Source organism: Dyella jejuensis, assembly GCF_044904675.1.
Lineage (GTDB): Bacteria > Pseudomonadota > Gammaproteobacteria > Xanthomonadales > Rhodanobacteraceae > Dyella_B > Dyella_B jejuensis.
Genome location: NZ_JADIKJ010000015.1, coordinates 1 through 12,959 on the forward strand (window position 1 = coordinate 1; position 12,959 = coordinate 12,959).

Here is a 12,959-nt window from a genome sequence, read left to right on the forward strand (position 1 = left end):
AGCTGGCACGCACCCGTCACGTCGGTCGTGCGGAAGTAGAACTGCGGACGATAGCCCTTGAAGAACGGGGTATGACGACCGCCCTCTTCCTTCGACAGCACGTACACTTCGGCTTCGAACTGGGTGTGCGGGGTGATCGAGCCCGGCTTGGCCAGCACCTGGCCGCGCTCCACGTCTTCACGCTTCGTGCCGCGCAGCAGCAGGCCCACGTTGTCGCCCGCCTGGCCCTGGTCCAGCAGCTTGCGGAACATTTCCACGCCCGTCACGGTGGTCTTGACCGTGGGCTTCAGACCCACGATCTCGATTTCCTCGCCCACCTTGATGATGCCGCTCTCCACGCGACCGGTGACCACCGTGCCGCGACCGGAGATCGAGAACACGTCTTCCACCGGCATCAGGAAGGCCTTGTCCAGCGCACGCACCGGCTCNCGCCTTCCAGCGCCTTCAGCGCCGAACCCTTGATGATCGGCGTGTCGTCGCCCGGGAAGTCGTACTTGCTGAGCAGCTCGCGCACTTCCATTTCCACCAGCTCCAGCAGCTCGGCGTCGTCCACCATGTCGGCCTTGTTCAGGAACACCACGATGTACGGCACGCCTACCTGGCGGCTGAGCAGGATGTGTTCGCGCGTCTGCGGCATCGGGCCGTCCGCGGCCGAGCACACCAGGATCGCGCCGTCCATCTGCGCCGCACCCGTGATCATGTTCTTCACGTAGTCGGCGTGGCCCGGGCAGTCCACGTGGGCGTAGTGGCGGTTCGGCGATTCGTATTCCACGTGCGCCGTCGAGATCGTGATACCGCGCGCCTTTTCTTCCGGCGCCGCGTCGATCTGGTCGTATGCCTTGAATTCGCCACCAAAGCGCTCTGCGCCGATCTTCGTCAGCGCCGCCGTCAGCGTCGTCTTCCCGTGGTCCACGTGGCCGATCGTGCCCACGTTCACGTGCGGCTTCGTCCGTTCGAATTTACCCTTTGCCATGAGCGCTAAATCCCGATGGAGTCAATGAGTGAAAGAAAATTTGCGTATGAATGATCAGGTGATACCGCGACATTCGCGTGCGGTGGTGCTCATGACTGGAATCGAACCAGCGACCTCTTCCTTACCAAGGAAGTGCTCTACCGACTGAGCTACATGAGCACAAATGCACAGCGACGAGATCAATGGAGCGGGAGACGGGAATCGAACCCGCACCATCAGCTTGGAAGGCTGAGGTTCTACCATTGAACTACTCCCGCCCTGCGCGGAACCCGTCTGACGAACCGTAGCGACGCAGTTACCCGCCTCTACGACACGATCCCCAGCCAAGACCGCGGTTACCCGTGGCAATCGGCTGGTGGAGGGAGGTGGATTCGAACCACCGAAGGCGTAAGCCAGCAGATTTACAGTCTGCCCCCGTTGGCCGCTTGGGTATCCCTCCAACAAAGAACGGCTATTGTGTGGATCGAGGCCTGATGTGTCAACACCTTGACGACCTGAAACGGGCGCTTTTCCGAGATTTTTCGACTGCACGGGATACCTGTTCAGTCGTTTCCAGCACCGCGCGTGTCGACCAGTCGCTCCATGCTCTTGGAGAGCTCCAACAGGTGCAGCGCCTTTTCCTGCAAACGACGCTCGTTGTCGTCGCGGGGCGTCCAGGGCGGCACGGGCGTGGGCATGCCGTCAGGTTTGTCCAGCGCGACGAATACCATCACGCAGCTAGTGGCCAGACGCTCATCCCCGCTGCGCAGGTCCCGCGCCAGGACGTCCACAGCCATCTGCATGCTGGACGTACCGGTGTGGATCAGCTTGGCACGCACGCTGACCAGGTCGCCGATCAGGATCGGCTTGACAAACTGGATGCCGCTGACCGCCGCCGTCACGCAATAAGCGCCACTCCAGCCAACCGCGCAAGCGTAGCCGGCCTGGTCGATCCATTTCATTACCATGCCGCCATGCACCTTGCCGCCGAAATTGACATCGGTAGGTTGCGCAAGAAAACGGAACGTTACTTCGTGCTGCTGGCCGGACATGCGTGCTCCAACGGACTAATCCATAACCGAGATTCCGCATTATGCCCGCTTGCTTGCTGGCAGCACCAAGGGCATGGGAGTCGTTATCAGGTCCCTGGCTGAACGCATCCGGGAGACCGTCACACGAAAGCTCAGGGGCAGATAGGCAGGCCATGGCGCCACATGTGGCGTTGAGCATGAAATGGCGCGTACCGGCACGTCGCATCGCATCCCGCATCGCGCGCGTTGCCAAAGCTGCCGGGCCATGCCGTGCCCCTGATAAAGGGTGCCAACAAAAAAGAAGCGGACCGGATAACAATACGCGGCGCATGGCTGCCACTCCGACCAGTGCATCGCCCAGGCAACCCAGATAAAAGCGCCAGCCCTGCCTTATTTGTACGAAAAAACTTCTTGGCAGCAAGGCGCAAGCGGATTTGTCCAGCCTCGGGTGACTGACCATGCAGCACCCAGTGTCGCATCACGCGGCGAATCAGCACTTCCACTGCGCGCGCATCATCCGACGCGCGAGGCGCATCCGTAGTCTTTGATGAGACATAACCGCGCGATCACCTGCATGCATGGCAGCCATGCCGGCACGAAAAGCCCCGCTTGGGCGGGGCTCGCACACTTGGCTTTGGACGGCGATCAAACGTTGAACAGGAAGTGCAAGACGTCGCCTTCCTTCACGATGTAATCCTTGCCTTCCTTGCGCAAACGCCCTGCTGCCGCCGCGCCGGTCTCGCCTTTGTACTGGATGAAATCGTCGTAGCCGATCGTCTCAGCGCGAATGAATCCGCGCTCGAAATCGGTATGAATCACACCTGCGGCCTGCGGCGCGGTGGAACCGGCCTTGACCGTCCAGGCACGCACCTCTTTCACTCCGGCCGTGAAATAAGTCTGCAGCCCCAGCAGCTTGTAGCCCGCTCGAATGACACGGTTGAGCCCAGGCTCTTCGAGGCCAAGATCCTTCAGGAATTCGTCGCGGTCGGCGTCCTCGAGCTGGGACAGCTCCTCTTCGATCGCCGCACATACCGGCACCACTTCCGCGCCCTCGCCTGCCGCGCGCTGACGCACCACATCCAGGTGCGGATTGTTCTCGAAACCATCTTCCCGCACATTGGCGATATACATCAGCGGCTTGAGTGTCAGCAGGAAAAGATCGCGAACCAGCGCCTTTTCCTCGTCATCCAGCCCCAGGCTACGCGCTGATTTGCCTTCGTTGAGGCCCGCGGCAAGCTTTTGCAGCACCGGCTTCTTCGCCAGCGCTTCCTTGTCATTCGCCTTGGCGGCGCGCTCGGCGCGATTAAGCGCTTTTTCGACGGAATCGAGATCGGCCAACGCCAATTCGGTGTCGATGGTCTCGATATCGGCAATCGGATCGACCTTGCCGGCCACGTGCACGATGTCGGTGTGCTCGAAGCAGCGCACCACGTGTGCAATCGCATCTACCTCGCGGATGTGCGAAAGGAATTTATTTCCCAGCCCCTCGCCTTTCGAGGCACCGGCAACCAATCCGGCGATATCGACGAATTCCACTGCGGTGGGAATCAACTTCTGTGGCTTGACGATCTCCGCCAACTGCTGGAGGCGCGGATCCGGTACTGGCACCACGCCCACGTTCGGCTCGATGGTGCAGAACGGGAAATTCGCCGCAGCAATGCCCGCCTTGGTCAGCGCATTGAACAGGGTGGATTTGCCGACGTTAGGCAGGCCGACGATGCCGCATTTGATGCCCATGGTTTAGGTCCGTGAATCGTAAATAGAAATCGGGGATGGGAAAAAGCCGGGATGGGCGGCTCAACGATTCCCCGCTGTATGCAATTGTTGCATCGCCTTCTCGAACTGCCCATCCACGGCCAGTGGCAACACATCCATCGCCCGGGCAACGCCGTCGAGCATGGCGTCCTCATCCTTGGCGGAGGGGCGGCCCAGCACCCAGGAAGTAACCTGGTCACGATGGCCGGGATGGCCAATGCCGATACGCAGGCGATGGAATTTGCCGTGTCCCAGATGAGTGATGATGTCGCGCAGGCCATTCTGCCCGCCATGGCCGCCATCGAATTTCAGGCGCACCGTGCCGGCGGGAAGATCCAGATCATCATGCGCGACGAGGCATTCCTCCGGCGCGATCTTGTAATAGCGCAGCGCCGAGGCGACAGCGATGCCGCTCTTGTTCATGAAAGTGGCGGGCTTGAGCGACCACACCGATTCACCGCCGATGCGCAACTTGCAGGTTTCGCCGTGCAGCTTGCCGTCGAAGCCGAAACGCTCGCCTTGACCCGCAGCCAGGGCGTCAACAAACCAGAACCCGGCATTGTGCCGGGTTCTGAGGTGTTCGGCACCGGGATTGCCCAGCCCGACAATGAGTCGCAAACCTGCCATGCGCAGAGATAGCTTTACCCGCCCGCGCCAGGAATGACGAAGGCGGGCAGCCGCTTACTTCTTGGCATCCTTGGCATCGGCGGCGGGCTTCGCCTCGCCCTCGGCGCCTTCGGCGGGTGCCGCGTCGACTTCTTCCTGTACGAATGCGGCGGTAACCACGGCCACATCGTGATCGGCGCCCAGGTGCAAGGCCGGGATTTCAACATTGGCCGGCAGCTTGAGCTGTGCCAGGTGGACGATGTCGCCAGGCTTCAGGTCGGCCAGGTCGAGTTCGACGAACTCCGGCAGATCCTTCGGCAGGCAGGACACTTCCACTTCGTTGAGGTTGTGCGAGATCACCACGCCAGCCGTCTTGCCGGCCGGAGACTTCTCCTGGTTCACGAAGTGGATCGGCACATTGACGCGGATCGCTTCGTTTTCGTTGATGCGCAGGAAATCCATATGCAGCATCTGCTGCTTGAACGGATGCTTCTGCCAGTCGCGCACCAGCACCTTCTGCACCTTGCCGTCGATGCTCAGGTCGAGCACCGAGGAAAAGAACCACTCGTGCTTGGCGGCGAGCAGGATCGTGTTGTGCTCGATCTGGATGCTTTGCGGGGGTTGGCCCGCACCATAAACGACGGCCGGCACGAAAGACGCACGACGCAGGCGGCGGCTCGCACCTTTCCCCTCGTCCTTGCGGCTCTGGGCCGAAATCTCATGAGTCTTAGCCATTTCAGTATTGCCTTGGTTTGGAAAGCCGCCTCACGGCGGCCGAACTGACTCTCCCGCGACCAGGAGAGCCGGATTGCCCGCTCGAGCGGACGGAAAAGCGCGTAAGTATACAGAAAATCACGGACTATCGCCCCCTTCCCTGCAGGGAAAGGGGGGCAGCGAGTGGACAGCCTCGCTATTTGACGACTATCCAAAGCGCGGTCCCGGCCGCCCGGGGCAAGCCTTGTACAGCCCTCTCCCCCAAGATGAGGAGGAAAAGGCGGACAGCGCCTAATCGATATACAAAGAGCTGACCGACTCGCCAAAAGCGATGCGGCGGATTGTCTCGGCCAGCAGCTCGGCCACCGAAAGCTGGCGGATCTTGGGGCAGGCCCTGGCATCGTCGCGCAGCGGCAGCGTATTGGTCACCACCAGCTGATCCAGCTGGGAACCTTCGATATTGCGGATCGCCGCGCCGGACAACACCGGGTGCACGCAATAGGCCACCACCTTGCGGGCGCCGCGCTCCTTCAAAGCCGCCGCCGCGGCACAGAGCGTACCGGCGGTGTCGACGATATCGTCAACCATTACGCAGGTCTTGCCCTCGACGTCGCCGATGATGTTCATCACCGTCGCCACGTTGGCCTTGGGACGCCGCTTGTCGATGATGGCGAGGTCCGCGTCGTCGAGGCGCTTGGCGATTGCGCGCGCGCGCACCACGCCCCCCACGTCCGGACTGACCACGATCAAGTCGTCCATGCTGTGATTGCGCCAGATATCCGCCAGCAGGATCGGCGAAGCGTAGACGTTGTCCACCGGCACATCGAAGAAGCCCTGGATCTGGTCGGCATGCAAATCCACCGTCAGCACCCGATCCACACCCGAGGTGCCGATCAGGCGGGCCACCAGCTTGGCGGTGATCGGCACGCGCGCCGAGCGCGGACGGCGATCCTGGCGGGCATAGCCGAAATACGGGATCACCGCGGTGACGCTGGCCGCCGATGCGCGCTTGAGCGCATCCACCAGGGTCAGCAGCTCGAACAGGTTCTCCGCGCTTGGCGCACCGGTCGGCTGCAACACGAATACTTCCTGCCGGCGGACGTTCTCTTCGATTTCCACCTGCACTTCGCCGTCGCTGAACTTGCCGACGAGCGCCTTGCCCAGCGGTACGCCCAGTCGATGAGCGACGTCTTCGGCCAGGGCGCGGTGCGCATTGCCGGCGAACAGCATCGGGCTGGACGTATCCACGGTTGTGTCCTCAGAAACCAGGCCATGGAGGGATCGACGGATCCCTCTTTTTGAAATGGCTGGGGCGGTAGGATTCGAACCTACGCATGCGGGAATCAAAATCCCGTGCCTTAACCAGCTTGGCGACGCCCCAGTAGTACTCGTTTGTAATCTGCTTCCGAACCTGCCGACCTAGTCCATCGCGGCGTGGCGCGCCAGCGCCCGGTGCAAGGGCGACACGCCAACACCCTCGGCCACCCAGGCGGTGAACGATGCCGGGCAGCGCGTGGCAACCGCCACAGCCCGCTCAGGTGTTGCCGTTTCCAAGAAAACGCAACCACCCTTGCCGGACAACCGCGCGTGGCCATGGCGCCCGAGCCAGTCCAATGCCGCAGCGACCCGAGGGTAACGCGCGCGAACGACAGGCTCGAACACGTTCTCCACGGTTTCGCCGGAAGCAAAGGATGAAATTGTGGCCGGGGGCGCAATTCGTGTCAATTCAGTTGCTTGAAATATTTCGCTGGCGGACACGTTTTCGTGTGGATCCAGCACTACATACCAGCGCCGCGGCAACGTGATCGGCTTGCCGCGTTCGCCCGTGCCACTGATCCAGGCCGCGCGCGCCCGCACGAACAGGGACACCTCCGGCGCGAGCATGCGCCCCAAATCGGCAAGCTCATCCGTGCTCGCACCGCAACGCCATACATGGTTCAACGCCAATAGCACGGTTGCCGCAGCCGAACTGCCGCCACCCAGGCCGATCGCACGAGGAACACGCCGCTCGATCTCGATGTCCGCACCGCTTCGCACGCCGGCATGATCGCGCAGCAATGCTGCCGCGCGCACCATCAGGTCGCTGGATTCCGGCAGGTTCGGCACATCGGTCAAACGACGAATACCGCCATCGTCGCGCGCGCGCACCCGGATTTCATCGCCCCAGTCGAGCAGGCGGAATACCGACTGCACCGCATCGCTGCCGTCCTCGCGTTGCGCGAGGATGCGCAGAAAAAGCCTCAAGCTTGCCGGCGCCGGCCACACCGACCATTCGTGCGCCGACAGCGGCGGCAATCTGCGCGACATGAACACGCGCAGGCTGTCGGGAAAACCGTTTTCGCGATCGCGATCACGTGCGTAGGCGTAAGAAGGATCGTGCTTGTCCACGGCCACAAAGCCATGCTTCGCGTAGAACGGCGCATTCCAGGCTACGTCGGCCAAGGTTCCCAGATCGATCCGGCGATAGCCCGCGGCCCGCGCCCAATCGCAGGCGTGTTCAAGCAGCGCGGCACCGATGCCGCGCCGCTGGCAGGCTGGCAACACGTCGATCTCGGCGATACCGGCAACGCCGCCTCCTTGTTCCGTATCCAGCCAGACGAAGCCCAACGGTTCGCCCGCGTCATCGAGCGCCACCCAGACCAGGCCCCGATGGATCTCTTCGGCCAGCAGTTCGGGCGGCATCGACATGGCCGAATAGAACGGCCACGCGGCGTGTCCGCGAAACATTTCCACCGCGGCACGTTCTATCGCGCAGATGGCGTCGATGTGCGCGACGGTGGCGCGTTCAATTCGAAATGACATGGATTGTCGCAGTGGCATCATGCATAGCGCATACGCATGAGCTTATTGCATGCTCCATGAGGCAATCGACAGTTTGACCTTGTATGGCGGTTTGTCGGCAAAAACCTTGGCCGGCAGCGCGGGCTGGCGGGTGGTATCCCAGGCCGGGTAACTGACGGTCCATCCAGCCTGCTGCAGTTCCGAAGGCAACCGGTTTTCGCCAAAGCTCAAACGGGCGTCGCTGCCTTGTGCCCGCACGCCCAATACCCACGCGCGCAGTGCCTCGATCGGAACCTCCCAACCCAGCGCGCGGCGCATCAACGCTTCGGCATCCGGACCATGCCGCGGACCGCCATCGAGCCCATCCAGTTCAGCGCCTTGGGGGTCTCCCGCGAGCCGATAGCTCTGGCCAGTGATCGGTTTGCTCAGGATGAACTCGTAATGGCCGCCATGCTGGGTCCAGGTGACGTTGAGCGTGCCGCCATCCTCGCCGTTGGAAATGAAGATCCGGCCCTGCAGCGTCCAATGATCGGCACCCGCCAATTGCCGCTCGCGCGCCTCCTGCTGCGTGAGCGACGCCGCATCGCCCTGATGACGCACCAGCTGCCGCGGCGCGCACGCAGCCAGCGGCAGCGTCGCGAGCGACGCGAAAATGAGCGAGGATAATTTCATGGCTGCAGACGCTTGAGGGTTTGCTGCAAGTTGGAATTATGCGGGTCCGTGCGGCGCACTTCGTCGAAAACCTGCTGTGCCTGTTCGCGCTTTCCCTGCTTCCACAGCACTTCGCCCAGATGCACGCCGACATCGGCGTCTTTGCCGGACTGCCATGCCGCGCGCAACACGTTTTCCGCCTGGTCGAGATGCCCAAGCCGGTATTGCAACCAACCCCAGGAATCGGCGATCGAGGGATCGTTGGGCTTGGCGGCGCGGGCGGCGGCGATCAAGCGCTCCGCCTCCGGCAGATCGCGTCCGGCATCAGCCAGCGTAAAGCCGAGCGCGTTGCTGGCGTCGATATCATCCGGCTTGATCTTCAACAGATGATGGAAATCCGCGACCGCCAGGTCGATCTTGCCGATTTCCGCATACGCCAGGCCACGCCCGTACAGCAGGTCCGGATCGTCTGGCGCCACCTGCAAGGCATGACTGAAGGCGTTGGCCGCCTCGGCATAACGCTTGTCGCGCAGATACAGGTCGGCGTCCACCTCATAGGCCCGCCGCAGTTGCGCCGGCTGATCCAGATAGTCGGTCTGCATTTCCGCCAACTGCTGGTGCGCTTCCGCGCTGCGGCCCAGATCCTGCAGCAGGATGGCCGTGCGCAAGTCGGCGTCGAACGCATGATCGTCGTCGTCCGATACCTGGTCATACCACTTCAGCGCCTCCTCTTTGCGGCCAAGCACTTCTGCCAACTGGCCGAGCAGGTAGGCGCTGGCATTGCGCACGTCCGCCGGCGCCTGCGACAGCTGCTGATAGACCTGCTCCAGGGACGTGTTGTCCTTGGCATTGGCGGCCAAGGCCGCACGCATGGCGTAGGTCTGTGCGTTCTGCGGACCTTTCTCCAGTAATCGCGATGCCTGCGCGTATTGGCCGGTCTGCCCGAGCAGGGAAGCGTAAGTCAGGCGCAGGCCGATATTGCCGGGGTCCTTCCCCTGCGCCTGGCGCAGCAGGCTGAGGCCGCCGGTGCGATCGCCGTTATTGAGCTTCAGCTGCGCGGCCCAGGCATACGTTTCGGCGGTCCCGAAACGCTTCATGGCGCCGTCGGCGATCTGCTGCGCATAGGCATGCCGGCCCAGCTGTTCGCCGAGCTGGCTCATCGCCAGCCACGCTTTGGGATCCGGCGGCAGGCGATCCGGAGTGGCCAACGATTGCAGCAGGTTCGAGGCCAGCGCCGGATCCCGGCTGCCGATCAGCACGCGACCGAACATGCGCCAGGCATCTTTGTCGCCACTGGCAAGCAACAGCGACAGCTGGTGTCGGGCCTCGTCGGTCTGTCCCTGTTCCACTGCCAGTTCGGCGCGCGCCTGCGCCAGCTGGGCGCCATTGGCGCCCAATACCTGCCAGCGATCAATGGCGCGGCGTGCCGCCTCCGGATCGTGGATCGCAATGCCCAGCGCGACGGCCTTGCCGGCCAATTCGGGATCGCCCGACAGCATCATCGCCTTGTCATACGCCTGCGAGGCGGCCTTGAGATCGGCACGGGACAACGCCAATTCCCCTGCCAGCAACTGGGCCAGCAGGTCGTGGTCCAGATCGGGCGTGGCGACGGTCATCCGTGCCAGCGGTTGCGGTGACGGTGCCTGGACAACCTTCGCCCGATCGGGCATCGCAGCGCACCCGGCCACGCCAAGCACGACCAACCCACTCGCTACAAACTGCCGCACTTGCTTGAACTTGACCGTTCCGCTCAGCACACTATTCCTCCAACCATCTGTCGGTTCCGGTCATAACCGGCGCAAAGGATGCTTCAATCCTTTAGTCTACGCCGGCGAACGCCCGCCGCCTCCAATCGCATCACGTCATGAAGCTGATCGCCCTCGGGCTTAACCATCTCACCGCGCCGGTCAGCCTGCGCGAGCAGGTGGCGTTCGACGAGGATGCGGCCGGAACAGCCTTGCGCGAGCTGGCGCACCAGCCCGGCATCGACGAAGCAATGATCCTTTCCACCTGCAACCGCACCGAGCTTTACGTCAGCGTAACGGACGGCGCGGAAGGCGTGCCGCAGGAATGGCTCAATCGTCATCACCATCTGACTCCGGGCAAACTGGACGAGTTCCTTTATCGGCATGATGACGAAGCGGCCGTGAGGCATATGTTTCGGGTCGCCACCGGACTGGATTCGATGGTACTCGGCGAACCGCAGATCCTCGGCCAGGTCAAGGACGCCTATCAGCAGGCACGCGACGCCAACGCACTGAAAACGCCGATGGAACGCCTGCTGCAACACACCTTTGCGGTCGCCAAGCGGGTCCGCACCGACACGCGGATCGGCGCGCATACCGTATCGGTCGCCTTCACCGCGGTACGGCTGGCCGAGCGCGTCTTCACCGATCTGCGCCAGGCCTGTGTGTTGCTGATCGGCGCGGGCGACACCATCGAACTGGCCGTGCGCCACCTGGCCGATAAGCAGGTGCGCCGGTTGATCGTTGCCAACCGCACCCTGGAGAGCGCGCAAGAACTCGCAAGCAGGCACGGCGGTTATGCCATCGGCCTGAACGATCTTCCGCAGCACTTGGCCGAGGCCGACATCGTCATTGCATCGACCGCCGCGCGGCAACCGGTGCTGACCCGCGCGATGGTGGAAAAGGCGATGACGACACGTCGACGCAAGCCGATGTTCATGGTCGACATCGCCGTGCCGCGCGATATCGAGCCTTCGGTGAGCGAGCTCGACGACGTATACCTCTATGGCATCGACGACCTGCGCCAGGTGATCGACGGCAACCTTCGCTCGCGCGAAAGCGCCGCGCGCGAAGCGGATGCGATCATCGATCTGCAGGTCGAGCGCTACATGGCGTGGCGTCGGGCGCTTACGGTAAAAAACCCCGCCATGGACCTGCGCCTGCACGCCGAAACCTATCGCGACCAGGTACTGGAAAAAGCGCGCACCATGCTCGCCCGCGGCAAGTCGCCGGACGAAGCCCTTTCGTTCCTTGCCAATACGCTGACCAACAAACTCCTGCATCATCCCAGCGCCCGCCTGCGGGAAGCCACCCTCAGCGGCGATCATGACCTGTTGCATGCCGCCGGCCGTCTCTACGGCCTGGACGAAAAAGCGGAAGCCAGCGACGAGTAGCGAGGGCGGCTGGCTGCCGCGTTCCGCCTATCCGAACCGCGCAAACCGTTGCGCTACTCGCCACCCGCCATTCACTCGTCCGGGCTCATGACACCTTCCATCCGCCGCAAACTCGAAACCATCGTCGAACGCCATGAAGAGATTGGCCTGCTGCTAGGACAAGCCGAGGTGCTGGCCGACAACGCCCGTTTCCGTGAACTCTCACGCGAATACGCCCAGCTCGAACCCGTCGCCAGCGCCATGCACGAGCAAGCCAAGGTGGAACACGAACTGGCCGACGCACGCGCGATGCTCGATGATCCCGAACTGCGCGATATGGCGGCCGATGACATCGCACGCCTGGCATCGCGCACCGCCGAACTGGAAGAAGAACTGCAATACCTGCTGCTACCCAAGGACCCGCGCGACGAGGCCAACCTGTTCCTGGAAGTGCGCGCCGGCTCCGGCGGCGACGAGGCCGCCATTTTTGCCGGCGACCTGTTCCGCATGTACACCCGCTACGCCGAACGCCAGCGCTGGCAGGTCGAAGTGCTCAGCGAGAATCCGGGCGAACACGGCGGCTACAAGGAAATCGTCGCGCGCATCGAGGGCAAGGGCGCGTTTTCGCGGCTGAAATTCGAATCCGGCGTGCATTGCGTGAAGCGCGTGCCGGTGACCGAATCGCAGGGCCGCGTTCACACCTCTACCGCGACCGTGGCCGTGCTGCCGGAAATGGACGAGATCGCAACGATCGAGCTGTCGCCGTCCGACCTGAAGATCGATACCTTCCGCGCTTCCGGCGCCGGCGGCCAACATGTCAACAAGACCGATTCGGCCATCCGCATCACTCACCTGCCCAGCGGGATCGTGGTGGAGTGCCAGGACGAACGCAGCCAACACAAGAACCGCGCCCGCGCCATGAGCCTGCTCAAGGCGCGCCTGCTCGACGAGGCACAATCCAAGCAGACCGCCGAACAGGCCCAGTCGCGACGCCTGCAGGTGGGCACCGGCGATCGCAGCCAGCGCATCCGCACCTACCGCTACAAGGACAACCTGGTCACCGATCACCGGATCGGCCTGGACCTCCATCGCCTGCCCGAGATCATGCAGGGCGAGCTGGATGATCTGTTCGGCACGCTGGCTCGCGAGCACCAGGCGGACGAGCTGAAATCGCTTGCCGGTCACGGAAACAGCGCGTAAGCGCCTGCACGTCTGAGGTACGCTTGAACCGCTTCAGGGGATTCCATTCCGGCTCGTCGTCAGGCGAACGCCGATCTGGCGCAGATATGCCGCGCAAGCACATGCATTCCCGTTTTCGAGTGCGCTGCCCGGCCTATATCGCTTGGATTTC

Annotated in this window: 10 protein-coding genes, 4 tRNA genes and 1 pseudogene; 2 read left to right on the forward strand and 13 right to left on the reverse strand. The window is 62.9% G+C overall.

Features of this window, described 5'->3' with window-relative positions; genetic code table 11:
• From ISP15_RS13120 to ISP15_RS13180, 13 genes and pseudogenes are all read right to left on the reverse strand, one after another.
• A pseudogene (locus ISP15_RS13120) lies at window positions 1–973 on the reverse strand (elongation factor Tu); the annotation flags it as partial.
• An 83-nt stretch (window positions 974–1,056) separates the two neighbouring features.
• A tRNA-Thr gene (locus ISP15_RS13125) sits at window positions 1,057–1,132 on the reverse strand.
• 24 nt (window positions 1,133–1,156) lie between these two features.
• Window positions 1,157–1,230, reverse strand: a tRNA-Gly gene (locus tag ISP15_RS13130).
• Window positions 1,231–1,326: 96 nt separating this feature from the next.
• Window positions 1,327–1,412: transfer RNA gene (locus tag ISP15_RS13135), tRNA-Tyr, on the reverse strand.
• Between the two features lie 103 nt (window positions 1,413–1,515).
• Window positions 1,516–2,004, reverse strand: a complete 489-nt coding sequence (locus tag ISP15_RS13140; protein WP_404547983.1) for an acyl-CoA thioesterase — start codon at window positions 2,002–2,004, stop codon at window positions 1,516–1,518.
• A 624-nt stretch (window positions 2,005–2,628) separates the two neighbouring features.
• A complete protein-coding gene (gene ychF / locus ISP15_RS13145) occupies window positions 2,629–3,720 on the reverse strand; it encodes a redox-regulated ATPase YchF (RefSeq protein WP_404547984.1) in 1,092 nt (363 codons plus the stop codon).
• A 60-nt stretch (window positions 3,721–3,780) separates the two neighbouring features.
• The gene (pth, locus tag ISP15_RS13150) at window positions 3,781–4,365 is read right to left on the reverse strand and encodes an aminoacyl-tRNA hydrolase (RefSeq protein WP_404547986.1); all 585 of its coding nucleotides are present in this window, start codon (window positions 4,363–4,365) and stop codon (window positions 3,781–3,783) included.
• Window positions 4,366–4,419: 54 nt separating this feature from the next.
• Window positions 4,420–5,079 (reverse strand): 50S ribosomal protein L25/general stress protein Ctc, encoded by a 660-nt coding sequence (locus ISP15_RS13155; RefSeq protein WP_404547987.1) that lies wholly within the window; start codon window positions 5,077–5,079, stop codon window positions 4,420–4,422.
• Window positions 5,080–5,349: 270 nt separating this feature from the next.
• Window positions 5,350–6,288, reverse strand: coding sequence for a ribose-phosphate diphosphokinase (locus tag ISP15_RS13160; RefSeq protein ID WP_404548344.1), 939 nt, complete (start codon window positions 6,286–6,288; stop codon window positions 5,350–5,352).
• 74 nt (window positions 6,289–6,362) lie between these two features.
• Window positions 6,363–6,439: transfer RNA gene (locus ISP15_RS13165), tRNA-Gln, on the reverse strand.
• Between the two features lie 38 nt (window positions 6,440–6,477).
• A complete protein-coding gene (gene ispE / locus ISP15_RS13170; RefSeq protein WP_404547988.1) occupies window positions 6,478–7,860 on the reverse strand; it encodes a 4-(cytidine 5'-diphospho)-2-C-methyl-D-erythritol kinase in 1,383 nt (460 codons plus the stop codon).
• 42 nt (window positions 7,861–7,902) lie between these two features.
• Window positions 7,903–8,511 carry a lipoprotein insertase outer membrane protein LolB gene (gene lolB / locus ISP15_RS13175; RefSeq protein WP_404547989.1) on the reverse strand — a complete coding sequence of 203 codons (609 nt, stop codon included), beginning with the start codon at window positions 8,509–8,511 and terminating at the stop codon, window positions 7,903–7,905.
• Entirely contained in the window at window positions 8,508–10,160 is a 1,653-nt protein-coding gene (locus ISP15_RS13180) for a tetratricopeptide repeat protein (RefSeq protein ID WP_404547992.1), read from the reverse strand. Before ISP15_RS13180 ends, lolB begins: the two co-directional genes overlap by 4 nt.
• 194 nt (window positions 10,161–10,354) lie before the next feature.
• Between ISP15_RS13180 and hemA the strand changes: the two genes are divergently transcribed.
• On the forward strand, window positions 10,355–11,629 hold the full coding sequence (gene hemA, locus ISP15_RS13185) for a glutamyl-tRNA reductase (RefSeq protein ID WP_404547993.1): 1,275 nt from the start codon (window positions 10,355–10,357) through the stop codon (window positions 11,627–11,629).
• Window positions 11,630–11,716: 87 nt separating this feature from the next.
• On the forward strand, window positions 11,717–12,808 hold the full coding sequence (gene prfA / locus ISP15_RS13190) for a peptide chain release factor 1 (RefSeq protein ID WP_404547995.1): 1,092 nt from the start codon (window positions 11,717–11,719) through the stop codon (window positions 12,806–12,808).
• The last annotated feature ends 151 nt before the right edge of the window (window positions 12,809–12,959 follow it).